This window comes from Pseudomonas prosekii, assembly GCF_900105155.1.
Taxonomy (GTDB): domain Bacteria; phylum Pseudomonadota; class Gammaproteobacteria; order Pseudomonadales; family Pseudomonadaceae; genus Aquipseudomonas; species Aquipseudomonas prosekii.
The window spans coordinates 1,905,980-1,929,518 of record NZ_LT629762.1; the positions used below are offsets into that span (position 1 = coordinate 1,905,980).

Consider the following 23,539-nt stretch of genomic DNA (forward strand, 5'->3'; position numbering starts at 1 on the left):
CGCCCACATTACGATTGCAGGCGCTTTTTTTGTGCCTGTATCTTCGCTTTATGGTGGCTGTGCGTGGGACACCTTCGGGTGTGCCGGTTTCCTTGATTCCCGGTCCGCGAACCCGCGCACAGCCGCCACCCTTCCTTGCTTCGCGGCAATAGGCGGCGGCTCCTCAAATCAAGGAGCGTCACCCGTGCTTAACCTTCTTTTTAGCCTCACTCCGCCCGAAATCCAAAACAAAATCGAGCGTCACCGTGCCCGTGCTGTCGCCCAGCTCAAGAGCCAATCCAGCCTCAAAGTTCGTCACCAGCGTTACAACGCCGAAATGGCCCGCGCCCGGTTCTTTGAAGCCATGTTGGCCGGAGGCGCGCAATGAAACATCTGACTACTACCGAAGTTCGTTTTATCTCTCCTGCCCACGCACACAAAAAACAAGAGCTGTTTAGCGTTAACCCTAACGTCGACGCTCAAAACGCTTTGCATATCGCTTCGGATCTTCTTGCCAGCGTGATGGATAGCCTCGCTGATGCAGCTTCTGGGGAAATCCCACTTGAGGGCAATAACGCCTTTATGGTGACCCACACAGTTGAAAGCGCCAGAGCCGCGCTTAATTCCGTGCTGTGGAAGTTGGAAATTAACGACCTCAATTCAGGGGCGTAATCATGAAAACCTCTAATCAGCGCCAAGTTGCGCTAGCGGGATCGGCTTGCCTGGATAAAGTGCTTAGTTGCCTCGACAAAGTTAAAGTTGCCGGCACTAGTAAGTGGAAAGCGTGTTGCCCTGCACATGACGACAAGTCTCCCAGCCTCGCCATAACTGAAACATCAGACGGTACTGTTTTGCTCAAGTGCTGGGCCGGATGTACGGCGCAGGACATTGTTTCGGCTATCGGTTTGGAATTGCGCGATCTATTCCCAGGAGTAAAGCGCGAACGCCGCGGCCCCAGTGCTGCCGCGATTAAACATGAGCGCGTCATATACCTAATCGGAAAGTCAATGCTCGATGACGGAAAGTTGTTTGGCGACGATCTACAGCGCTTCAACCTCGCCAAGCTGCGCCTGGGGGTCAAATGAGCGCTCAAGATCTTTATGCGGATCAGTGGGCGAAGGCCGACAGCCCCACAGTATGGAAAGTTAATGCCGTGTGCGCGGCGAGCATCAAGCCGGTGGCCATTCGCTGGTTGTGGCCAGGTTGGCTGGCAAAAGGAAAATTGCACATTTTGGCGGGAGCGGGCGGCACGGGGAAAACCACGTTGCTGCTTAGCCTGATCGCAACCATTACCACGGGTGGCCGTTGGCCGGACGGCAGCCGTTGCAATGAGCCCGGTAACGCCCTGATCTGGTCAAGCGAGGACGACATAGGCGATACGTTAGCGCCTCGACTGACCGCTGCTGGCGCTGACATGAGTCGGGTTTACTTCATTGATGGCCGCGTTAATGCCCAAGGCGACGCTGACTCGTTCGACCCGGCAAACGATATTGCCTTGCTTAGGGCAACAGCAAATGAAATAGGAGGTGTATCGCTGCTGATGATCGACCCCATTGTCAGCGCGGTGAAGGGCGATATGCACAAAGCCAATGACGTGCGTCGAGGCCTACAAGGCGTGGTGGACTTTGCCGAGCAAAACCTCTGTGCAGTGGTGGGAATATCCCACTTTGCCAAGGGCGGCGCCGGATCATCGCCAGCAGATCGAGTGATAGGCTCACAGGCGTTTTCAGCGCTGGCCAGGACAGTGCTCGTAGCAGCCAAGCAGGAAAGATCCGACGTGCGCGTGCTGGCGCGGGCGAAGTCGAACATCGGCACCGATGAGGGTGGCGTTTCTTACACCATCGAGCCCTGCGACATCGAGGGCGGGATCGAGACCACACGGGTGCAATGGGGTGATGTGATCGAGGGGAGCGCCCGCGACATCCTTAGCGATGTAGAAGCCTGCGACGAAGAGCGCCTGGATGACAGTGACAATCCAGCGGAGGCCTTGCGGCGAATCCTCAGCGCTGGGCCACTGACGGGAAAAGAAGCGAAAAACCTGATGGTGGGCAACGGGTATACGCAAAAACAGATCAGGAATGCGCGAGAAAATCTGTCGGTCACTACTGCCAGGGCTGGGTTTGGTGCAGACACCGTAGTCACCTGGTCACTCCCTCAAGCGACGGGTGATTACGCGGCCTTTCCTCACAGGGGAAAGCCAGCAATAGATGCCCCCGTGGAAGCCGAGCTGAGTGTGGATGAGGTGGCGATATGAGCACCACGATCGACTATTTAGCGCAGTGCGGCTTGTCGGCACGCCAGAAGGGAAATCGGGTGGTGGTATCGCCCAGGTCGCGGGTCACGGATGACCTGCAAAAATATATCCGCGCACATCGTCTTGAGTTGCTGGCCGAGCTGGCAGCGAATGATGGGATTGAGCGCCGCTGCCACTGGAGAGTAGTTCTGGGCGAAAGACCTATATGCACGATGGTGGGTGTACCCGTTACGCGTAACGAAGCACTGGCTGAGGTTCGTTGGCGCTGGCCTGATGCGGAGGTGACACCGTGAGTGTTGAGGACGAAATCTACACCCGTTTGCAGCAGATGGATGTTGCTCCCCTGCTTGGCGGCCTGGTGCCGGAGAACGCCACCGCCAAGCTGCTGGGATACACACCTTCATACTTCCGCCAAATGGCGTCAGCTGGTCAATCGCCACTTCCCTACGTCCGCCGAGGTAATCGAAGGTTTTATAAAATCGCAGATATCAGCAAATTCGTTACGGAAACCGCATAAAAACGAAGATTTACCGCGTTGAGCGGCCATGGCTGTTTCTCCAATGTGTGCGTTCTCACATTGCTGACATTTATCAGCAGTTCAGAAAGCTTACGGAGAAACCCCATGGCCGAAAAACGCATGACTATTCACCTGGACGAAGACTGCATTCGCAACCTCGAACAACTCAAACGCCGCCTTGATGCCGAAGCCGGTGAGCACTCCCCAATGTTCTCTCTGCCCGCCCTGGCCCGCCACGCTATCCGCAAGTGGTGCGACCATGTCGCCGCTCCCATGCCGCGCCCCTGGGAACAACAACCCGCTAGCGATGACGACGCCAGCAGCGAGGGCTGAGCATGGACATTCAAATCTATGACGTGATCGACGAAGTCACCGCTCAAAAGGTCAAGGCCATGGTGGTCGGCCAACTGCCGCTAACCGTCCATATCAATAGCCCTGGCGGCAGCGTAACCGACGCCCTGGCGATCTACAGCATCCTGAATAAACACCAGGGCCATGTCACTGCCGTCGTCGATGGTTTGTGTGCCAGTGCGGCCACAATCGTGGCGCTGGCCGCCGATGAAATCGTGATGGCCGAGCACAGCTTGATGATGGTTCACAACCCGTGGACTGTTACATCTGGCGATGCCACCAAGATGCGCAAAACTGCCGACACGCTTGACATGGCCAGCCGCGAAATGGCCGCGCTTTATACCGCGCGAACGGGCCTTAGCGGAGAAAAGGTCGTGGCAATCATGAGTGCCGAAACATGGTTCAACGCCTATGAAGCCGTCGACGCTGGTTTTGCCCATCGTGTAGATAACGCCGAGCGCGGCAAGCCACGTTTGGCAGCGACGGCCATGTCATTCCTGGCCACCGTTGTTCAGGCGCCAGAAGCCGCAACGCAATCTCTCCAGCGGCTAACCGACAGCCGCGAAGCCCACCGCCAAAAGCTCAACGCACTTATCGGGTCTTTTGCAGGCCACGAAAGCATTCAGCGTCTACAAGCGAGTAAAGAATTCATGACCTACACCACCGCTCAAGTCCGCGAAAAACTGTTGGTAGCGTTGGGCGAAGGAACCACTCCGATCAGTGGCCTGCGCACCGACACGTTCGCCCATGCAGGTAATGGCAACATTGTCCGTGACGGCATGATCGATGCACTGAGCACTCGCCTGGGTATCGCTCAAGCTCAGGATGCCAACAACCCTTATCGAACCATGACCTTGGCTGAGATGGCTCGCGCGTCTCTCACCGAACGTGGTGTAGGCGTGGCCAGTTACGGCTCGAAAATGCAGTTGGTGGGGGCAGCCTTTACACACACCACCAGCGACTTCGGTAATGTGCTGATGAGCGTTTCCGAAAAAGCCATGCTGCGGGGCTGGGAGTCCAGCGGCGAGACGTTCCAACGCTGGACCAAAAAAGGCTCGCTGAGCAACTTCAACCCCGCGCGCCGAGTTGGCATGTCCGGCTTCCCAACGCTGCCTAAAGTCCTCGAAGGGGCTGAGTACAAATACGTTACCTGCAACGACCGGGGCGCACCGATCGCTCTCGCGACCTATGGCGGACTGTTCAGCATTACCCGCCAGGCGATCATCAATGATGACTTGAGCGCATTCAGCGCGCTTCCTGCCCACCTGGGCCGTTCGGCAAGCCGCACCATTGGCGACTTGGTTTATTCAGTGCTGACCACCAACGCGGCCTTCGTCGACGGCAAGCCACTGTTCAGTGCCGATCACGGCAACATCGACGAAACCGGTGCCGCTATGTCCCCTGCGATCCTGGGCGAACTGCGCCGCAAGATGCGCTTGCAGAAAGATGACTTCGATACAGCGCTGAATATCTCACCCGCTTTTGTCATTGTCCCGGCCGGCCTTGAGTCAGCCGCCATGCAGGTGCTGAACAGTACGTCGGTGCCAGGGCCAGAGACCAACAGCGGAATCGCCAACCCTGTCAGCAAGATGGGCCAGCTCATCGTCGAAAGCCGACTGGATCGACTGTCTACACCGTACTGGTTCGTCGCGGCGGAGCAAGGGTCGGACACCATCGAAGTGGCCTACCTGGAGGGCGTCGACACACCTTATTTGGAGGAGCAGGTAGGGTGGTCTGTGGACGGTGTTAGCCTCAAGGTGCGTATCGATGCCGGTGTGGCTCCGCTGGATTATCGCGGCCTGGCTCGCGCGAAAGCCGTCTAAGTTTCTCACCTATACGAAGCCATCACCTATGCCTTGTCCCGACCTCAAGACCCTGACGGTCGTGATCAGTGATGCCGAGATTCGCCGCCACACTGGCGGCGAAATTCGTCAACTGCGCGACATCCGTCACCCCGAACTCAGATTCCGCTACTCCACCACCGACCGCAACAAGGGCGCCTGGCATGTCGTCGTGCGTGGCAAGTGGGGCAAAGCCGGTAATTATCCCAGCATCAGTGCCAAACTGATGATTAGCACACTGCCGACGATCCTGGCACGACGCGCAGTCGATCCCAAGGCAGCCTCCACCACCACCGCCTGGCGCACCGTTGGAGAGGTGCTGACCTGGTACGCCGATCGTATGGGGCGGGACCGGGGGTTGTCGGCCAAACGAAAAGCCAGTGTTCAGTCAGCCTTGCGCTGTCATCTGGTACCACGCCTTCAGGATGTCACGCTGGCAAACCTTGACCGTGCCAGTCTCGACCGCCTGCTGATGTGGCCCATGCAAGAGCGTTACTCGTTGTCATTCGTGCGTTCGGTGTATGGCGTGCTGGCGGTCGCCTTCCGGCAAGCCATGCGCCTTGGCCTGATCACCGCCAATCCCATGGCCGACCTCAAGTACACCGACTTCGTACAGACCCGCATCAAGCCCAAGCCCGCCCGGTTACGCGGTGATGACCTACCAACGCTTCTGCACGCCCTGACCGAACGGATCGAACATGCACCGCTGGAATCGATGCTCGCGTTGATGATGCTCTGTCATGGCACCCGACTGGGCGAAACGAGGCTGGCTCGTTGGAAGAACCTCAACCTCACCACCCGCCAGTGGTTTATCCCCGCACCGGACACCAAGACCAAAGCCGAGCACACGCTGCCACTGACCGAGCAAGCCTGCGCCCTGATCGAGCGCTACCGGACCATACAGCAAACAGCAGGGTATCAAGGGCCGCTCCTGTTCCCTGGACGCACTGGTACGGCGATTAGTGCCACCAACGCCAGCACCCTGTTTGCCGGTTTGGCCAAGGGTTCATGGTCGAGCCATGACCTGCGCAAAGTGGCTCGTACCGCCTGGGCTGATCTAGGCGTGGATTACATGGTGGGCGAAATGCTGCTGAACCACGCCATGAAAGACCTGGATGCGACCTACATCCACACCACTGCCGAGGGCATGAAGCGCAAGGCTCTGGAGACGTGGCACAACCACCTCGACCACCACGGCTTCACTGCCTTGCACGGTGGGACATATGCGGGACACGCGGTAGAGGCATCACCCACGCAGACCAGTATCAGCGTGGCCTCCATCGATTCTCCATATCCATCCCAAGGGAGGATGCGAAACGATGAGGCCGGGGGCAATCCTAGAGCTGAAGCGCGGCAAGAAGTCTGGGGGCATTTCACCCAGTGGACGGACGTATGAGCCAAGAGCTTTTGTCCAGTCGTGCCCTTGTGCCCTCAGTTGTGCCCACCCTTGGACATGGGCACGACTGCATAAAAAGGGCACGACTGGAGCAACACGCGCAAAACAGGTGCCGCGCGCTCAAGTCGAATTCTGTGCAAATTGGCGGAACAGGCCATGCGAGCAGCCAGACAAAAAAAGCAAAAGGTACTCCCGGCCCCCTCCCCCTATAGGGGGTAATTCGGGCCCCGCTCGTTCGCTATGTATGACCTCGTTTCGGTGGTTGGTTGTTGTTTAGTTGAAGCAACCAAAGCCCCACCCCATAAGGGTTTCACCCCAGATCTTATGCAACGGAGGCTGAATTTGCCCCGCTGACACCACAACCGACAGGTTGGTCTGAGTTGGTTGGCACGTTTCGCGACGCACTTTCGGAATATTGGACGCGGGTTCAGATGCTTAATGAGGATTCAAACCGCCAGCGTTACGCGTAACGGCCAGATGCAGGAATATGATGACTGGTCATTTTTCTTATCTGACACGGCACAGCAACCAGCAGCGTGTATGCCACTGTGTATGCCTTGAATCACACAGCCACACCAAACCCAATGCTTACGGGGACATTTCAGTCCGGTTCAAACGTCCCCGGCCCACCAAATTAGCTGTTTAGACCTGTCTCGGACAGTCTACGAAACACCTCAAGAAGCCCGCCTAGTGCGGGCTTTCTTGTTTCTGGCAATCCACCCTCGTCCAATATCTTCACGCTTCAGAGCCGTTGCCGCAAATGCTTGGCCACGACCTAGGTGGCTTTCACCTGCCTAGCGACCGCCCAGGCCGTTTCTTTGCATTCGTTTCACCCCCACCGACAACGCGATCAGAGCGGGAATGACGCTTATTGAGAGCCACCTGACACGCAAAAAATAGCGCTGAACTTGCAAGCAGGTCCGCCTATCTCAATAACTACGCACCGCACACTGAATAGAGGAAATACGATGTCCAAACTCGCAGAATTTCGTCAGTTGGAAAAGCATCTTGCCGAGCAACTCAAGGCATTGGAGGCGATGAAGGGTAATGACGGACTGAAGAAGGAAATCGAGTTCGAGACCAAGCTGCGCAAGCTGCTCGAACAGTACGGTTTTAGTCTGAATCACATCATCAATCTGCTGGAACCGAAGACCACGGCCCGACGCCAAACTGCATCACCTGTCGCCAAGACGCGCAAACCACGCGGCCTCAAGGTGTATAAAAACCCGAAGACCGGTGAAGTCATCGAAACCAAGGGCGGCAATCACAAAGCATTGAAAGAGTGGAAAGCAGAGCACGGTGCCGACGTCGTCGAGGGCTGGCTGAAGAAGTAAAAGCTTTACCTGAAAAAGGGCCCAGATGGGCCCTTTTTAGTTTTTACCGCCAATTGAATACGGCTATTTCGCTCCGTGCTGCGCGTGAGGCTTTGACGGTCTATGCAACGGTCGACCACGGTCAGCTCAACGCCCCAAAGATTCAAATCCCAACAACACCTGAAAATCACTCTCGCCCAAAATGCGAATGTTCTGCCCCTTGGCAATCAGCTCCTCAGCCTTCACATGTTTCGAGCTCCTGTCTTTCCCCGCCAATCGCCCAATATCCTGATCGCCGACGACCAGCAAAGTGGTGTGCTTCGTCACTCCACTCCCGATTTCACACCCCCCAGAAGCAGCCAGTTCAGCCGCCTCTCTGCGAGGGATGGACAGCGCCCCAGTGAACACCACGACATTGCCGGCCAATTCCCCATTCGGATTGATGACCAGTTGGTTGAACGAGCGCAGAACATTTGCCAGTGGCTGGTTAGCGAGCGAACACCAATCTGCCGCCGTCAAGCCTGTGTGAGTCATTGCATGGACCAGAATTTCCCCGGCTGCACGCGCGTCCTCCACAGCATCGTGATGCTCGAAGGAAATGCCCAAAGTGGTCGCGAGGTTTTTCAGGCCGTAGCCCGATTGCGAAAACTCGCTCCAGGTGCGGCGCGCAACTCTTGCGGTGTCCAGCCACGAGCAGTCGAAATGCGCCAAACCTGCGTTCTGGCAGGCTCGCAGCGTTGCAGTTCGATCGAAGGGCATGTGACTTGCGACGATTTGATGGGTAACGAATGGCAATATTTGTGGATAGACCTGCGCCCAGGATGGCGCCGAAGCCACCATGCTTTCATCAATGCCATGCACGGCGGAGTTCATTGGGTGAAAGTAGTCCTCTGGATTGACCAGCGAACTCCAGGTCTGGTGAAGTTTCCCACCTCTGAATACCGCAATTCCTACCTGGCAAATACTCGCGAGGTTGGGGTTGGCTGTTTCGACATCGATAACCGTGAAATCCATTTCTCTCACCCGCGCCTGAATTGTCCCGTGAGAATAGAGAGGTTATTGGCTAAAGCCCGGATTTTTTCAGTTCGATGAACCGCGAACACACGTCCTAGGAAATTTCCCGCAAGCTGCGGCGAACTCCATGAACTACCGAGCGCACTTGCGAGCAGATAACCTGATTTTTTGCTGCCAACCGGCACGCCGAAAAGCGCAGGAAACCTGACTTCCGGAGTTCTTCCTTGAAAAAGATCAGCCCAGATTCAACTGAAAATACCGTGCTTGCAGAACCCGACACCACCGACCAGAGCGCAAACCCCGCCGTCGCTCAACCTCCGACCAGCGCTCGCGTGCGAACCCCGAGACTGGTTGACCCGATGACCTGCATCTTCGAGGTCCAGCCGGACGCCGATGCGATCACGATGCTCGATCACGCCAGCCAGAATCTGGCGCTGGTCAAAGCCTTGGTGAGAGAGCTGATGACGCAAATGGAAGGCCGGGACCGCAACACGGTCGTGGTGATTGGCAAGTTGGCCATGTTGAGCGAGATCTTGATCAACCGGGCGCTGAAGAATCTTGAAGCTCGGGGGCAAACGCCGGTTTTTCATTAAGCGTTCGTGAAATGCCGTTACCGGCGTTGGGCCTATCTGAACGTTAACGCGAAAGGTGCGGCGGACTCTTCAATGGAACTGACCACGTGGGGCGCCTGCTCTCTGTACTCGGGATAACTGCCAAGGGTTTTTTCGAGCGCTGTAAGCAGCCGCTGAATGCGCTCTTTGGGATGCTCTACGTCACAGGTATGTGCAAACTCCAATAAGCCCTGACGGGAGGCGAACATTGATTTGTTGCCCGCCAGGTCCAACGCCAACACATCTTCTGGGATGTAAGCGGTGGTGTTGACGATGTCATAGGCGGGAGCGAGTCGTGCATCGCGCTGCGTTGGCTCGGAATAGAGCAAACCGAAGTTTTTCAAATGCGCGTCGCCGTTTCCGACGATGCAACTGAGCGCCACGCTATCAAATAGTTGATCAAGCGATGAACGCTGATGCTCCGCCGGACAAAACAGCCGTATTGCTTTGGCGATGGCGGCGTAGCTTTTGCTGTATTTCTGATCGGCCGAGAGGCCCATTAGCGCCGCCATGTCTTCGAAGCCGATTGGATTAAGTTGCGGGTCGCGGTCAAAGCGGCGCATGACGAACAGTTTGGAGTTATCAGAGAGGTAAAACTCCGGTGCCGGGATGCCTGCCTCCTTGGCGATGGACATGCAAAGAAACTCATTGATCGCAAGGCCCGGAAATTCGTCCCGGCCACTTTTAATGATCAGATCAGATGTCTTCGTGGTTACGCGGGACAGCTCAGAGCCTCGCTGTTCGGGCACCAATACCTTGGGCTGAACGCCCGAAATACCGGCTCGCAGGATATAGCGATCAAGAAGGTCGGCGAAGATGTCCTCAGCGCCATCCCACGCCAGAATTTCTTCGAGTTTTTCACCTTTGAATTGCTGTTCCCCGAGCAATACGTCGATCGCGTCAGAACGAACCTGCACTCGGCCAATGGGCGAGCTGCTACCGGAGAGTGCCAACAACATCATCGGGTCGATGTTTACCGTTTTGGCCAGGCGATTACGCAGTTGTTCCAGCACGTAGCCTTCCGGGAGATTCATCTGAAAGATCGGGTGCAGATCTCGTCGGCGGAATTCGTCAGGTCGTACAGGCATCGACAGACTGATCGCCATCGGCGGCAACGCGTCTTCGTGGTAACGGAAAATGAAGTCCTCAGCGCTGGTAAAAACACTGCCGCTACTGCCGTCAGGTGTGCTGACTTTGAGAGTGACCATCTTCATTTGAACAACTCTCCAAGCTCTTCAAGGGTCGGCATGGCGGCGGGGAGCACCGCCAATTCGCAATCAAGAGCGCCAAGGACTCGCGCATACGCCAGCATGCCAATTGAAGGACTGCCCTTTTCTACAGCAATGACTTTTTGCCGCGTCAGACCAGCGAGCTCGGCGAGACTGGCCTGCGTGAGGCCGCGGTTAAGGCGTTTTTCGCGGATCTGTTTCGCAAGCCGTGAAATGAGCAGATAGCAGTCCATGTTCCGTTACCGTGACATTGAGCGACGAATGTAACGCATACGTAACCTTGCGACGAGCAATATTATCGATGAAACCACATGAATTTTTCTTCACCCCAACACCCCGCCCCATCGGATACATTGCCCTCGCTCATTCAAGAAACTACGGTTTGCCCGCCCTCCCGCGGGCTTTTTTTTGCCCGCGATTAACCGCCTCGCCTACGCCCCTTTCAAGCGATACAGATACGTATCCTGAACCCCATGCAGTTCCGTGTGCCGCGCGCGCTTGAATATGCGGATCAACGCAAAACCCGCCGCCACCGCCAACCGCTGACTCGCCAGGTTCGCCGAGGACGTTGTCAGATAAAAAACATCGCCCGGCAAATTACCGATCAACGCCGTCAGCGCCCGCCGCATATAACCCTTGCCGGCAAACTCAGTGTTAGCCCAATAACCCACCTCATGCCGATTGCGACCGCGCGGGATCAAGCCAATGCAGCCAACCATCGCCTCGCCATCGCCGGCAACAATAAAAAACCGCCGCTCGCCAGTCTCGCTAGTGAATTCATCAACCGAGCGCAACATGAACGCCCGCGCCTCGTCCTCAGAGGTAAAGGATTTCGCCCAAGGCAAAAACTCCGAATGCACGGCAAAGCTGTCATTTAACGCTCGCTGCAGCGCCACGGATAACGCAGGATCCGGCGCCCGCAAACTTACTGGAGACCGGCACTGAGTTAATAAAACGTCCATATTTCATCCTTCAATTTCGGTCCATCTTCACTGATATCAACGACCTATGGCCTGCGAAGTTTAGGTCGGCAATGTTCATAAAATCGGCATGAGTAATCAGAGTTGATGCAACTAACGACCTGCATGCTCATAGGGTGTACCATCGCTGCCTGTCAATCAGATATCAGTTAGCCATGCCCACGCTAAGCGAAGAGAGCCGCCAGATCGTAGCTTCTCTGGCGCACCGTGTTGGCCCTAACGCTGACACTGCAAGCATCGCCCAGGCGATCGTTTCGACCTTGCAGGAGATGGACGCAGCCCTTACGCCGATCATTGGCCACCAAGGGGTTGTCGCGTTGTACCGCCGCAGCATCCACCTGTGCGTCTCCAATCAGCCGCGTTTGGCCAGCATTTACGACAGCGTCCAAGCGGCGTGGGACCTGATTGCGCTCCAATCCGTACTCGTCAAGCAAAGCGAGGTCGATGCGCTGTTTTTCGGTGAAGTGCTGCTGACCACGTTTTATGAACTACTGACCACCCTGATCGGGCCCTCGCTCACCGCACGTTTGCTTCGTTGCGTGTGGGAACCTTCTTTGAGCGACACCCCTTCGCAGGAAACTTCGCCATGAGCACCAAAGTGACTATCAACCGTCTGGCCACCGGCGTGCCAGGCCTGGACGAGGTGCTGGGCGGAGGATTACCCGAGTTTTCGTTCAACATGATCGCCGGCCCTCCTGGCTGCGGTAAAACTACCCTGGCGCATCAAATGATGTTTGCCCTGGCGACGCCGGAACGCCCGGCGTTGTTCTTTACCGTGCTCGGCGAGCCGCCGCTGAAGATGCTGCGTTATCAGCAGCAATTCGACTTTTTCGACAGCGACGCGATCAACCAGTCGATCCGCTACATCAATTTGGTCGACGATACGTTGGCCGGCGATCTGGATGAGGTATTGCGGCGCATCGTCAGCGAAGTCGAGACCCACGCCCCGGCGCTGGTGTTTGTCGACTCGTTCCGCTCCGTGGTGCTGGCCAGCCAGACCCAGGACAATCCCAACAACAACCTGCCGCAGTTCGTTCAGCAACTGGGCATGTTGATGACCACCTGGCAGGCAACGACCTTCCTGATTGGCGAATACTTCACCGAAACCGACACCAACCCGATTTTCACCGTGGCCGACGGCCTGATCTGGTTGCGCCAGAGCGTCGAGCGCAACTCGATGGTGCGCAAGATGGAAATCATGAAGATGCGCGGCCAGCCGACATTGCCCGGTTTGCACACCTTCCGCATCGCCACGTCCGGGATCAAGGTCTTCGCGCCAGCGCCGCTCAACCGGGTTGGAGTACCGCTGGAATTCCCGATCAAACGCCTGAAAATGGGGGTTCCGCAGCTCGACGAAATGCTCGGCGGTGGCTTGCCTCGTGGTTATTCGTTGCTGGTGGCCGGGCCGTCGGGTTCCGGCAAAAGCATTCTCGCCGCGACGTTCCTCGCGGAAGGCGCGCGCAATGGCGAAACCGGGGTAATTGCAGTGTTTGAGCAACGGCCCAATCACTCGCAAAACACCACGTTGGCCAAACTCATTGAGAGCGGTCAGGTCGGCTTGGTCGACAGCCGCGCGCCGGACTTGTCGATCGACGAAATCGTCCAGTTACTGCTCTGTGAAATCACTCGATTGAAAGCCACTCGCGTGGTCATCGACTCGCTGTCGGGCTTCGAACTGGCGCTGGCGCCGACCTTCCGCGAAGACTTCCGCGAGTCGCTGTCGCGCATGGTCACGGCGCTGACCGGTGCCGGCGTCAGCGTGCTGATGACCTCGGAACTGGAGGACCGCTACACCGACCTGCGTTTCAGCCCTTACGGCACGGCGTTTCTCACCGATGCGATCATCGTCCAGCGCTACATCGAAGTGCAGAGCCGTTTGCTGCGCATCATGGCCGTGGTCAAGGTCCGCGCCAGCGCTCATTCCGACGAGTTGCGCCTGTACCGCATCGACGATGGCGGCTTGCAGGTCGGCGAAATGCTCCCGGACCAGGAAGGTTTGCTCGGGGGCCGGCCAACCCGGCGGCCCGGAAGTGACGAGGCGTAAGCCAAGCCAATGACCGAGGCCAATGGCACGAATGCACAAGCGATGGCGACGGCCGCTCGTGAGTTGTTCGTGCTTGGCCAGAAAACCGCCGAGGCGCGTGTAGTGCTGGCGTCGCTGCAAAAGGAACTGAGCGACACCAATAACCGCCTGGTCGACGCGCAGCAGATCGAACAACTGGTCGAGGCCAACCAGCAATTGGTCCTGGCGATTCTGCTGGCGCAATCGGATGCGGAAAAACCCCAGCGCTCGAAAGAAGAACAGCGGCTGTTTCTGGAGATGCGCGAGGCCAACGCGCAGTTGGTCATCGCCGCGCTCAGCGCGCAAAACCTGCAAGCTTCGGCGGAACACACCCTGGCGCAGCAGCGCAACATTCTCACACTCGTTGCCCACGAACTGCGCAACCCGCTGACGCCGATCAGCATGATCGCCGGGCGGCTGGTTCGCGTGCCGAAAGAAGAGCTGCCGCGCATGCAGTCGCTGATCGAAAGCCAGGTGCGGCACATGTCGCGGCTGGTCGACGATTTGCTCGACGTGTCGCGCGCCAGCACCGGCAAATTGCGCCTCAATTGCCAGATCGTCGACATGCTGCAAATCATTCACCAGGCCATCGATATCTGTGGCCCGGTGATGACCACCCGACAATTGCACTTCAACGCTGAACTGCCGACCTGCGCCTTGTCGGTGGATGGCGATCCGGTACGGCTGGCGCAAATCCTCGGCAACTTGCTCGGTAACGCGGCCAAGTACACCCCGGCCTACGGCAACGTCACGCTGTTGGTCACCGCCAGCGATAACCTGCTGACAATGAACATTCGCGACGACGGCATCGGGATTTCCGCCGAGGCTTTGCCGTTTGTCTTCGAGCCGTTCGTGCAAGACGTTCATGCCATCGGCTTCAACGGCGCCGGGCTCGGCATCGGCCTGACGGTGGTGCGCGAGTTGGTTGAAGCGCATGGCGGCACGGTCGTCGGCACCAGTGATGGCGATGGCCGCGGCAGCACGTTTATCGTCACGTTGCCGCTGGTCCCGCTTCCGGCAGCGGATTGAGTTTTTCCGCCGGCCACGCAATGCTTGCGCAAACATCCCCGCCAACCGGAGCGCCCCATGCCGCTGTTTTCCCTGCCGTGCAAACGCCTGACCCTGGCGGTGCTCGACCCTGATCAGGCGTCGCTGGAAAGCGATTTCTACCGGCGCAACCAGCGGCATCTGGCGCGCTGGTCGCCGATCCGCCCCGCCGATTACCACAGCACCGAACGCGTGCGTTCGCGTCTGGAGATTCAGGCCAGCGCTTTCGCCGCCGGTCTGGCGGTGCATTTCGCGTTGCTGAACCCGGACAACGACCAGATGATCGGCGCCTGCAACTTCAGCGGCATCACCCGCGGCGCGTTCCAGGCGTGTTACCTCGGCTATCACATTGACGCCGAGCATCAGGGCCAGGGCTTGATGCAGGAAGCGCTGGAAGCGGCGATCAGTTACATGTTCGACGTGCAGCAATTGCACCGGATCATGGCCAATTACATCCCCGGCAACGAACGCAGCGCGCAGTTGCTCGAACGTCTCGGTTTTGAGCGCGAAGGTTACGCCAAGGCCTACCTGAGCATTGCCGGGCGCTGGCAGGATCATGTGCTGACGGCGTTGATCAACGAGCGTTTTGAAACACCGGAACAGCGCTGGTCAAAACCGCTCGCCTGATCCGCATTCCGCCTCCAGGGGAAAAACCTTTCAGCTCTCGCGATTGCTGCCGATACAGGTCTGCAACACACCTTGCTGGCGCCTAAAAACAACAATCTTCCAGCCAACTGACGATCAAGAAGCACAACGTTCCTGGAGGAATTGTGATGAATAGCTGGTTCGGCAACATCAGCGTGAACATGAAACTGGGCCTGGGATTCGGCCTTGTCCTGGCACTGACCTGCGTCCTCGCCCTGACCGGCTGGACGAGCCTGGGCGGGTTGATTGACCGCAGCAACTGGATGAGCGACATCACCCAGCTCAACGCCGGCCTGACCAAATTGCGCGTGGTGCGCCTGCAATACATGCTGACCAACGGCGATGAAACCGCCGCGCAGAATGTGCAGACCACCCTCGACAGTTTTGCCGCGCAACAAACCGCGCTGCTGGGCAGTTTCAAGAATGCTGAAAACGTCAAAATGCTCAAAGAGCAGGCTGGCGTCATCGCCGCTTATCAGGCGTCACTCAAAGAAATGCGCGCCGCCTACCGCACCGGCAACGGTGCCCGCGACGCCATGGCCGCCAACGCCGAATCCGCTTACACGCTGATCAACTCAATCAGCGCGCGGGTGCAGGAAATGCCCCTGAGCGACCTGCGTTTCGAAGAATTCCAGGCCATCACCCAGGCCAAAGAAGCGTTCATGCTCGCCCGTTACGAAGTGCGCGGCTACACCGCCACCACCAACGCCGAAACCGAGCAAAAAGCCCTCGCCCAGGTCGACGCGGCCATCGCCAGTCTGAAGCCGTTGAATACGCATTTCGCCGACACTCAGCAAGACGCGCTGCGCCAACTCGACACCGCACTGACTAATTACCGCAGCGCGCTGATGGCGTTCAAAGCCGCGACCAGCGACGCCGTGCGCGTGCGCAAGGACATGACCGATCAGGGCGCCGCGATCGTCACCCTGAGCGACAAGCTGTATCAATTCCAGCTCGACCGTCGCGACATCGAAAGCGCCCAGGCGCGCACTCTGCAACTGATCAGCACGTTGCTGGCATTGCTGGTTGGCGTGATTGCTGCGGTGCTTATCACGCGCCAGATCACCGGCCCGTTGCGCGAGACCATGACCGTTGTTGACCGTATCGCCAGCGGCGATTTGTCCCAGGACGTCAAAGTCACTCGCCGCGACGAACTTGGTGTGTTGCAGCAAGGCATCGGCCGCATGGGCGTGACCCTGCGCGAGTTGATCAGCGGCATTCGCGACGGCGTTACGCAAATTGCCAGCGCCGCTGAAGAGCTGTCGGCCGTGACCGAGCAGACCAGCGCCGGGGTCAACAGCCAGAAGATCGAAACCGATCAAGTCGCCACCGCGATGCACGAAATGACTGCCACCGTGCAGGAAGTTGCGCGCAATGCCGAAGAAGCCTCGCAAGCCGCTGCCGCCGCGGATGGCGAAGCGCGCGAGGGCGACAAAGTGGTCAACGAAGCGATTGCGCAGATCGAACGTCTGGCCACCGAAGTGGCACGCTCCACCGAAGCGATGAGCGTGCTGCAACAGGAAAGCGACAAGATCGGCAGCGTCATGGACGTGATCAAAGCCGTGGCCGAACAGACCAACCTGCTCGCGCTGAACGCCGCGATTGAAGCGGCCCGCGCCGGTGAAGCCGGTCGTGGTTTTGCCGTGGTTGCCGACGAAGTGCGTGGTTTGGCCCAACGCACGCAGAAGTCCACCGAAGAAATCGAAGGTTTGGTCGCCGGTCTGCAGAACGGTACTCAACAGGTGTCGGCGGTGATGAACAACAGCCGTTCCCTGACCGACAGCAGCGTCGCGTTGACTCGCAAGGCTGGCGTCTCGCTGGAAAACATCACCCGCACGGTGTCCAACATCCAGTCGATGAACCAACAGATCGCCGCTGCCGCCGAGCAGCAAAGCGCCGTGGCCGAGGAGATCAGCCGCAGCATCGTCAACGTGCGCGACGTCTCCGAACAAACCGCCGCCGCCAGCGACGAAACCGCAAAATCCAGCGTCGAACTCGCGCGTTTGGGTGGCCAACTGCAACAGATGGTCAGCCACTTCCGCGTCTGACAGCAGACCTGATCATTCCCACGCTCTGCGTGGGAATGCATCCCGTGACGCTCTGCGTCACCTTCACCAGCGGAACGCGGAGCGTCCCCGGCGTCATTCCCACGCGGAGTGACCTCACGCGAACGCCGCCAATATCACACCTCCCAAGGGTTGATGACCTCTACCCCGGAAAACGCAAAGTCCCGAACATTGCGGGTGGCGATCGGTACTCCATGGCTTCGACAAATCGCAGCTATCTGAGCGTCGGCCATTGATGCTGCTCGGCCGTTAGCTTCACCGTTCGCGACCAGCGTTGCGTATTCAACGGCAGCGTGGGCATCGAAAGAAAATATCCTCCCAGCAAAGTCCTCTTCGAACATCGCCATCGCATGCGCCTCAAGCTTTTGTTTGCGCTTACCGACGGGCAGCCTGGCAATGCCATGGAGAATTTCCGCGACAGTGACAGCACTGATTGCCAACTCCATTACCGGCTGAGCATCGACCCAAGCCAAGACTTTTACGTCGGGCTTTAATCGCATGAACTCTGAAAGCACATTGGTATCGAGCACGATCATTCGGAGAAATCCACCGCCACGGCTTTCGCGTCCCGCGCCGGAAGTTCGAGTTCCACTCCGCCACTTTCACTGAACCTGTTGCGAATCCGGCTTCCGAGTCCACCAGCACGGTCAACAGTTGCCAGCGCCCTTGCCAGAATCAGGCGCGCCTCCTCTTCCATCGAGTGCCCGTTGTGAGCGGCGGATATACGCAGTTGTTCCTTGATTTGGTCGTCAAGGTTTCGAATGGTGATACTGGCCATAACGCCCCCGCAATCAATGAAATCATTGATTGCAGGCTAGCACAGGTTTTTCACTTAAAACTCGCTAACCGCCGAGCGGCTCTCAAACACAAATCGCATTGGTAAACACCAGCCGATTGCCGAAAGGATCGGTCACGGTCAAATCCTGGCTACCCCATGGCGTTGCCTGGATTTGTGGTTTGGCGTAGGCGTAGTCCTTGTTTTGCAGTTGTTGCTGGAACGCTTCGAGTTCGTCGGTTTCGATGCGCAGCGCCGAGCCGGGGGTGGCGTCGCCGTGGTGTTCGGAGAGGTGCAGCACGCATTCGCCGCGGGAGACTTGCAGGTAGAGCGGGAAATTGGCTTCGAAGCGATGCTGCCAGTCGATTTGGAAACCGAGGAAGTCGACGTAGAATTCGACCGCTTTGGCTTCATCGAAAATGCGCAGGATCGGTGTGGTTTTGCCGAAGCTCATGGGTATCTCCCTGATCAAAAAAGCGCAGTGTAGCCGGGCTGGATGTCAGTGCTTGGGCATTATCCGAAATTTCTTCAAGCTCACCGCGCGATCACTGAGGCGCGCACAGGCTAAAAACCTCCACGCAAATCCCCTTCCCGCGCCAGAAACCGTCCGGCCCGGCGCCCGTTCGCTTTGCCATCGACGTAGCTCAGCACGCCGTTGATCCAAACCCCGTCAATCCCTTCCGCCGCGCGTTGCGGATCGTGGAAATCGGCGACGTCGCGGATGGTCAGCGGATCAAACAACACCAGGTCCGCCCAATGTCCGGCGCGAATCTCGCCGCGTTGCTTCAAGCCAAAACGCGCGGCCGACAACCCGGTCATTTTGTGCACGGCGGTGTGCAGCGGAAACAGCCCGACATCACGGCTGAAATGGCCAAGCACCCGAGGGAATGCGCCCCACAGGCGCGGGTGCGGGAACGGGTCTTCGGGCAGGCCATCGGAGCCGACCATCGACAACGGGTGCGCGAGGATTCGCCGCACGTCCGCTTCGTCCATCCCGTAATACACCGCCCCGGCCGGTTGCAGGCGGCGCGCGGCGTCGAGCAGCGGCACGTTCCAATCGGCGGCGATGTCGATCAAGTCGCGGCCGCCCAACTCGGGATGCGGTGTGGACCAAGTGATGGTGATGCGGTGAGCGTCGGTAACCTGCTTGAGGTCGAGCGTCGAAGAACTCGCCGCGTAGGGATAACAATCGCAGCCGACCGGATGGCTTTGCGCCGCGGTTTCGAGCGCCGCCAACAGCTGCGGACTGCGCCCCCAATTGCCGACGCCGGCGCACTTGAGGTGGGAAATGATCACTGGCGATTTCGCGTGTCGGCCGATCTGAAACGCTTCGTCCATGGCTTCCAGCACTGGCGCAAATTCGCTGCGCAAATGGGTCGTGTACACCGCACCGAACGCCGTCAGTTCTTCGCTCAATTGCATGACTTCATCGGTGGACGCCGAGAACGCGCTCGCATACGCCAGACCTGTGGATAACCCCAACGCGCCGGCCTCCAGGCTTTCGCGCAATTGCTCGCGCATCGCGGTGATTTCCTCGGCGCTGGCGCTGCGCAACAAATCGTCGAGGTGATTGCTGCGCAACGCGGTGTGACCGACCAGCGCGGCGACGTTGAGCGTGGTGTTCGCAGCTTCCACCGCTTCGCGGTAATCGCGGAAGGTCGGGTAAACAAACGCCGCCGAAGTGCCGAGCAGGTTCATCGGATCGGGCGGATCGCCGCGCAGACTGACCGGCGCCGCACTGATCCCGCAGTTGCCGACGATCACCGTGGTCACGCCTTGGCTGAGCTTGGGCAACATTTGCGGTTGGCGGATGACCACGGTGTCGTCGTGGGTGTGCACGTCGATGAAACCCGGCGCCAGCACGCGGCCGGCGGCGTCGATTTGTTCGCTGGCGCGGGCGTCGTGCAAGTCGCCGATGCGTTCGATGCGCCCGTTCAGAAGCGCCACGTCGGCGGCATAACCGGGCGCATTGCTGCCGTCGATAACCAAGGCATTGCGGATCAGCGTGTCGTACAGCATGTCAGTCTCCCAGCGGCAGGTGATCGTCGCCGCCGCGGTAATCGTCGAGGGCGAGTTTGATCCGCCGCAGACGTTCTTGATTGTCTTCAGGATTGGCCAGCGCCAGCTCGGTGGCGAGCACGTCGATGGCCAGCAACATGCCGTAGCGCGCAGCCGTCGGTTTGTAGATAAACGAGGTTTCGACGCCTTGCAGCGGCAGCAATACATCGGCCAATAGCGCCAGCGGCGAGTCGGCGCGGGTGATCGCGAGAATCCGCGCGCCGTAGCTGCGCGCCAGTTCCACGGCTTCAAGCAGCTCCGGGGTGATGCCGGTCAGCGAGCAGGCAATCACCGCGTGTTCGGCGCCGAGGCTGGCGGCGGTGATGCGCATCATCACCGGGTCGCTGCACACCGCAATCGGATAGCCGAGACGCACCAGGCGCACTTGCAGTTCATCGCTGCACAACGTCGAACAACCGCCCATGCCGAACGCATGAATCATCCGCGCCTTGCCGAGCAATTTCACCGCATCGGCGAACCGCGACTCGTCAAACGCGGCCAAGTGCTCGTGCAAGGTCGATTCGATGTCGCCGACAATCTGCCGATAAAAACCCGATTGTTCCGGCGTGCCTGCCGGGTCGAGGAAACGCCTGCCGACGCCGCTGGCCTGCGCCAGTTGCAGACGCAAATCGCGCAAGTCGCGGCAGCCGACCGTGCGCGCGAACCGTGACAGCGTGGCGGTGCTGACTTCCGCGCGCAGGGCCAATTCGTCGAGGCTGGCGGATGAGGCAAAACCGACGTCGTCGAGCATCAGCCGGGCGATGCGACCTTCGCCGGCGCTGAACGAATCCTGGCGAGCGCGGATCTGGTAGAGGATGTCCATGGCGCGGGGGCTCCGGCTAAAGCAGGTAGGAAAGACCCAGGGTCAGCCCGAAAGCTACCACCGATATCAGCGTTTCGAGCACCGTCCAGGTCTTGAAAGTCTGGGCAACCGTCATATTGAAGTATTCCTTGATCAGCCAGAAGCCGCCGTCGTTGACGTGGGAAAAGATAACCGAGCCTGCGCCCGTCGCCAGCACCAGTAACTCCGGATGCGGATAACCCAGACCAATGGCCACCGGCGCGACGATGCCGGACGCGGTGGTCATGGCCACGGTCGCCGAACCGGTAGCAACGCGCATCAACGCGGCGAACAGCCAACCCATGATCAGCGGCGACAGGTGAAAAACCTGCGCCAGGCTGACGATTTGATCGGTGACGCCGGCGTCCACCAGAATCCGGTTCAGACCGCCGCCGGCGCCGACCAGCAAGGTAATGCTGGCGGTCGGTGCCAGGCATTCATTGGTGAATTTGAGGATCGATTCACGGCTGAAGCCCTGCGCCAGACCCAAGGTCCAGAAGCTCAGCAACGTCGCCAGCAGCAAGGCGATCACCGAGTTGCCGATAAACAGCAGGAATTGATTGAAGCCGCTGCCCGGCGTGGAAATCAGGTTGGCCCAACCGCCAATCAGCATCAGCACCACCGGCAGCAGAATGGTCGCCATGGTGATGCCGAAACCCGGCAGCCGATCACGCGGCTCGCGGTCGAGAAATTGCCGTTCCATCGGGTTATCTGCCGGCAAGTGGATGCGCGGCACGATGAATTTGGCGTACAGCGGCCCGGCGATAATCGCCGTCGGAATACCAATCAAAATCGCGTACAGCAGCGTCTGTCCGACCGACGCTTGATACGCCTGCACCGCCAACATCGCCGCCGGGTGTGGCGGCACCAACGCGTGCACCACCGACAACCCCGCGACCATCGGCAAACCGACCATCAGAATCGACACCCCGACGCGCCGCGCCACGGTGAACGCAATCGGCACCAGCAAGACAAAACCGACCTCGAAAAACAGCGGCAACCCGACCAGAAACGCGATGCACACCATCGCCCAATGCGCGTTCTTCTCGCCAAAACGGTCGATCAGCGTGCGCGCCATCTGCTCCGCGCCACCCGACTCCGCCATCATCTTGCCCAGCATCGTCCCCAACGCCACCACCAGCGCAATATGCCCCAGCGTCTTGCCCACGCCCGCCTCATAAGCGCCTACCACGCCCGACGGCGGCATCCCCGCCAACAGCGCCAGGCCAATCGAAACCAGGGTGATGACGATGAACGGATTGAGTCGATAACGCGCGATCAGAACGATCAGCGCAATGATGGCGACAGCGGCATAAACCAGCAGCCAATAGCCAAAGGAAGGCGTCATGCGGTACTCCTCGAAAGGGTCACGTCGATTGATTTGTGAAACTCATAAATCATTTCAGAGCGCGATATTCAAACGAGGTGAAAGTAATTTTCGTGCACAGGTAAGGCGTGTCGCACAGAGGTATGGCGGGAGGTGGGTTATGAAAGTTTTGGGTGGGGATTTTCATGCTGAAAACGCCTTCGCGGGCAAGCCTCGCTCCTACAGGTATGAGGGACCCGTAGGAGCGAGGCTTGCCCGCGAAGAACGATGACGCGGTCTGAAACTAGCTCACACCATTTCGTTACGAATCCATTCAACCACCGACGTGCGTTTCGGCGCCCAGCCCAGTTGTTCGCGTGCGTGTTTGCCGCGCACGCGGCTGTTGGAGCCGAGGCCGTAGTTGGCCATTTCGTAGCCCCACGCGGCTTCGGCGTCTTTGAGTGGCCAGTCTTGCGGTGCGCCGAGCTTCAGTGCCTCGGCCATGGCGGTGGTCATGTCGATGAACGACGACTCGCCGCTTTCGACGAAGTAGAAAGTGCCCGGGACGTTTTTGCTCAGCGCTAGCAGGTACAGGGCGACGACGTCTTCGATGTGCACGTTGGACCAGATGTTCTTGCCGGTGCCGACGTGGCGGACGATACCGCTGTTGCGCGCCTGTTTGAGCAGGCGTGGCAACTGCACGCTGTCGCGTTTGACGCCGAGGCTGTGGCCATAGATCAAGGTGTTGCAGATCACCGCCGAATTCACCCCGTCCTTCGCGGCGGCGAGGATCAGGTTGTCGATGGCGACGCGGGCGGCTTTATCGACGGTTGGCGCCGGCAGGTGGTCTTCGTAATAGATGACGTCGCTGGATTTACCGCCCGAGGCATCGCCGACGATGCTCGAACCGCTGGTGTGGAGGAATACTTTGTTGGAGCCGCGAAGGGCCTCGAGCAACGCTTCGACAGCGGCGAGATGGTCGCTGCTGGCGGCGTTGATCACCGCATCAGCGGCGTGCGCCTGTTCGGCCAGCAGAGCGCTGTCGTCGAGGGTGCCGATGATCGGGCGGATGCCGAGCGCGCTGAGTTCCTGCGCTTGTTCGGCGCTGCGCACCAGGCCGGTGACTTTATGCCCGGCCTGGACCAGACCTGTGGCGATCGAGCCGCCGATAAATCCGGCAGCGCCGGTAACAAATACGTTCATGGAGAAACTCCCTGCGTGGATAAGTGATGCAACGAGTATCAACCAGCGATC

At 58.8% G+C, this 23,539-nt stretch carries 27 protein-coding genes and 1 pseudogene; 16 read left to right on the forward strand and 12 right to left on the reverse strand.

The genetic code is table 11. The features are described 5' to 3' along the window. Nucleotides 1-178: 178 nt before the first annotated feature. Nucleotides 179-364, reverse strand: coding sequence for a hypothetical protein (locus tag BLU01_RS27540; RefSeq protein ID WP_157720152.1), 186 nt, complete (start codon nt 362-364; stop codon nt 179-181). Between BLU01_RS27540 and BLU01_RS08850 the strand changes: the two genes are divergently transcribed. The 9 genes from BLU01_RS08850 (at nt 364) to BLU01_RS08890 (ending at nt 7,672) form a co-directional block, all read left to right on the forward strand. Then, nucleotides 364-651: a DUF3077 domain-containing protein gene (locus tag BLU01_RS08850; protein WP_092273561.1), complete on the forward strand. Its 288-nt coding sequence runs from the start codon at nt 364-366 to the stop codon at nt 649-651. The two genes, BLU01_RS27540 and BLU01_RS08850, sit on opposite strands and share 1 nt — an antisense overlap. A 2-nt stretch (nt 652-653) precedes the next feature. Beyond that, the gene (locus tag BLU01_RS08855; RefSeq protein WP_092273564.1) at nt 654-1,064 is read left to right on the forward strand and encodes a virulence-associated protein E; all 411 of its coding nucleotides are present in this window, start codon (nt 654-656) and stop codon (nt 1,062-1,064) included. After that, complete coding sequence (locus BLU01_RS08860; protein ID WP_092273567.1) at nt 1,061-2,233, forward strand: AAA family ATPase; 1,173 nt, start codon at nt 1,061-1,063, stop codon at nt 2,231-2,233. The genes BLU01_RS08855 and BLU01_RS08860 overlap by 4 nt, the downstream gene beginning before the upstream one ends. Then, complete coding sequence (locus BLU01_RS08865; RefSeq protein ID WP_092273570.1) at nt 2,230-2,526, forward strand: hypothetical protein; 297 nt, start codon at nt 2,230-2,232, stop codon at nt 2,524-2,526. Before BLU01_RS08860 ends, BLU01_RS08865 begins: the two co-directional genes overlap by 4 nt. Then, a complete protein-coding gene (locus BLU01_RS08870; RefSeq protein ID WP_231987141.1) occupies nt 2,523-2,750 on the forward strand; it encodes a DNA-binding protein in 228 nt (75 codons plus the stop codon). The genes BLU01_RS08865 and BLU01_RS08870 overlap by 4 nt, the downstream gene beginning before the upstream one ends. A 105-nt stretch (nt 2,751-2,855) precedes the next feature. Further along, nucleotides 2,856-3,083, forward strand: a complete 228-nt coding sequence (locus BLU01_RS08875) for a ribbon-helix-helix domain-containing protein (protein ID WP_092273573.1) — start codon at nt 2,856-2,858, stop codon at nt 3,081-3,083. A 2-nt stretch (nt 3,084-3,085) separates the two neighbouring features. After that, nucleotides 3,086-4,924: a ClpP-like prohead protease/major capsid protein fusion protein gene (locus BLU01_RS08880; protein ID WP_092273576.1), complete on the forward strand. Its 1,839-nt coding sequence runs from the start codon at nt 3,086-3,088 to the stop codon at nt 4,922-4,924. Nucleotides 4,925-4,952: 28 nt separating this feature from the next. Then, nucleotides 4,953-6,338, forward strand: a complete 1,386-nt coding sequence (locus BLU01_RS08885) for a tyrosine-type recombinase/integrase (protein WP_092281535.1) — start codon at nt 4,953-4,955, stop codon at nt 6,336-6,338. A 968-nt stretch (nt 6,339-7,306) separates the two neighbouring features. Next, nucleotides 7,307-7,672, forward strand: a complete 366-nt coding sequence (locus tag BLU01_RS08890) for a histone-like nucleoid-structuring protein, MvaT/MvaU family (RefSeq protein WP_092273579.1) — start codon at nt 7,307-7,309, stop codon at nt 7,670-7,672. A 126-nt stretch (nt 7,673-7,798) separates the two neighbouring features. Here the strand turns inward: BLU01_RS08890 and BLU01_RS08895 are convergent, their stop codons facing one another. Further along, a complete protein-coding gene (locus tag BLU01_RS08895) occupies nt 7,799-8,665 on the reverse strand; it encodes an exonuclease domain-containing protein (protein ID WP_092273583.1) in 867 nt (288 codons plus the stop codon). A 224-nt stretch (nt 8,666-8,889) separates the two neighbouring features. Here BLU01_RS08895 and BLU01_RS27545 point away from each other — a divergent pair, with 224 nt between their 5' ends. Next, nucleotides 8,890-9,258: a DUF6124 family protein gene (locus tag BLU01_RS27545; protein ID WP_157720153.1), complete on the forward strand. Its 369-nt coding sequence runs from the start codon at nt 8,890-8,892 to the stop codon at nt 9,256-9,258. A 32-nt stretch (nt 9,259-9,290) separates the two neighbouring features. Here the strand turns inward: BLU01_RS27545 and BLU01_RS08905 are convergent, their stop codons facing one another. The 3 genes from BLU01_RS08905 to BLU01_RS08915 all read right to left on the reverse strand — a co-directional run bounded on the left by BLU01_RS08905 (nt 9,291) and on the right by BLU01_RS08915 (nt 11,467). Beyond that, nucleotides 9,291-10,490 (reverse strand): type II toxin-antitoxin system HipA family toxin, encoded by a 1,200-nt coding sequence (locus tag BLU01_RS08905; protein ID WP_092273591.1) that lies wholly within the window; start codon nt 10,488-10,490, stop codon nt 9,291-9,293. Further along, nucleotides 10,487-10,738 carry a helix-turn-helix transcriptional regulator gene (locus tag BLU01_RS08910; protein ID WP_092273594.1) on the reverse strand — a complete coding sequence of 84 codons (252 nt, stop codon included), beginning with the start codon at nt 10,736-10,738 and terminating at the stop codon, nt 10,487-10,489. Before BLU01_RS08910 ends, BLU01_RS08905 begins: the two co-directional genes overlap by 4 nt. A 198-nt stretch (nt 10,739-10,936) precedes the next feature. Next, nucleotides 10,937-11,467, reverse strand: a complete 531-nt coding sequence (locus tag BLU01_RS08915; protein WP_167370423.1) for a GNAT family N-acetyltransferase — start codon at nt 11,465-11,467, stop codon at nt 10,937-10,939. A gap of 173 nt (nt 11,468-11,640) precedes the next feature. Here BLU01_RS08915 and BLU01_RS08920 point away from each other — a divergent pair, with 173 nt between their 5' ends. The 6 genes and pseudogenes from BLU01_RS08920 (at nt 11,641) to BLU01_RS28265 (ending at nt 17,287) form a co-directional block, all read left to right on the forward strand. Continuing rightward, nucleotides 11,641-12,075 carry a hypothetical protein gene (locus BLU01_RS08920; protein WP_231987142.1) on the forward strand — a complete coding sequence of 145 codons (435 nt, stop codon included), beginning with the start codon at nt 11,641-11,643 and terminating at the stop codon, nt 12,073-12,075. Continuing rightward, nucleotides 12,072-13,529 carry an ATPase domain-containing protein gene (locus tag BLU01_RS08925; RefSeq protein ID WP_092273600.1) on the forward strand — a complete coding sequence of 486 codons (1,458 nt, stop codon included), beginning with the start codon at nt 12,072-12,074 and terminating at the stop codon, nt 13,527-13,529. Before BLU01_RS08920 ends, BLU01_RS08925 begins: the two co-directional genes overlap by 4 nt. 9 nt (nt 13,530-13,538) lie before the next feature. Next, nucleotides 13,539-14,576: a sensor histidine kinase gene (locus BLU01_RS08930; RefSeq protein ID WP_092273603.1), complete on the forward strand. Its 1,038-nt coding sequence runs from the start codon at nt 13,539-13,541 to the stop codon at nt 14,574-14,576. A gap of 57 nt (nt 14,577-14,633) precedes the next feature. Continuing rightward, nucleotides 14,634-15,221: a ribosomal protein S5-alanine N-acetyltransferase gene (gene rimJ, locus BLU01_RS08935; protein WP_092273607.1), complete on the forward strand. Its 588-nt coding sequence runs from the start codon at nt 14,634-14,636 to the stop codon at nt 15,219-15,221. Between the two features lie 281 nt (nt 15,222-15,502). Then, nucleotides 15,503-16,381, forward strand: a pseudogene (locus tag BLU01_RS28260) (methyl-accepting chemotaxis protein); the annotation flags it as partial. 201 nt (nt 16,382-16,582) lie between these two features. Further along, on the forward strand, nt 16,583-17,287 hold the full coding sequence (locus BLU01_RS28265) for a methyl-accepting chemotaxis protein (protein ID WP_371918774.1): 705 nt from the start codon (nt 16,583-16,585) through the stop codon (nt 17,285-17,287). A gap of 134 nt (nt 17,288-17,421) precedes the next feature. On the opposite strand, the gene BLU01_RS08945 is transcribed toward BLU01_RS28265, so the two are convergent. The 7 genes from BLU01_RS08945 to BLU01_RS08975 all read right to left on the reverse strand — a co-directional run bounded on the left by BLU01_RS08945 (nt 17,422) and on the right by BLU01_RS08975 (nt 23,488). Beyond that, nucleotides 17,422-17,841, reverse strand: a complete 420-nt coding sequence (locus tag BLU01_RS08945; protein WP_092273613.1) for a type II toxin-antitoxin system VapC family toxin — start codon at nt 17,839-17,841, stop codon at nt 17,422-17,424. After that, the gene (locus BLU01_RS08950) at nt 17,838-18,083 is read right to left on the reverse strand and encodes a FitA-like ribbon-helix-helix domain-containing protein (protein ID WP_092273618.1); all 246 of its coding nucleotides are present in this window, start codon (nt 18,081-18,083) and stop codon (nt 17,838-17,840) included. Before BLU01_RS08950 ends, BLU01_RS08945 begins: the two co-directional genes overlap by 4 nt. Before the next feature lie 82 nt (nt 18,084-18,165). After that, complete coding sequence (locus BLU01_RS08955) at nt 18,166-18,534, reverse strand: glyoxalase superfamily protein (RefSeq protein WP_092273621.1); 369 nt, start codon at nt 18,532-18,534, stop codon at nt 18,166-18,168. A gap of 110 nt (nt 18,535-18,644) precedes the next feature. Then, the gene (locus BLU01_RS08960; protein ID WP_092273624.1) at nt 18,645-20,099 is read right to left on the reverse strand and encodes an N-acyl-D-amino-acid deacylase family protein; all 1,455 of its coding nucleotides are present in this window, start codon (nt 20,097-20,099) and stop codon (nt 18,645-18,647) included. Between the two features lies 1 nt (nt 20,100). Then, nucleotides 20,101-20,961, reverse strand: a complete 861-nt coding sequence (locus tag BLU01_RS08965; protein ID WP_092273628.1) for a MurR/RpiR family transcriptional regulator — start codon at nt 20,959-20,961, stop codon at nt 20,101-20,103. A 16-nt stretch (nt 20,962-20,977) separates the two neighbouring features. Next, nucleotides 20,978-22,327 carry a GntP family permease gene (locus BLU01_RS08970; RefSeq protein ID WP_092273631.1) on the reverse strand — a complete coding sequence of 450 codons (1,350 nt, stop codon included), beginning with the start codon at nt 22,325-22,327 and terminating at the stop codon, nt 20,978-20,980. Between the two features lie 267 nt (nt 22,328-22,594). Next, nucleotides 22,595-23,488: an NAD-dependent epimerase/dehydratase family protein gene (locus BLU01_RS08975; RefSeq protein ID WP_092273634.1), complete on the reverse strand. Its 894-nt coding sequence runs from the start codon at nt 23,486-23,488 to the stop codon at nt 22,595-22,597. Nucleotides 23,489-23,539 lie beyond the last annotated feature (51 nt).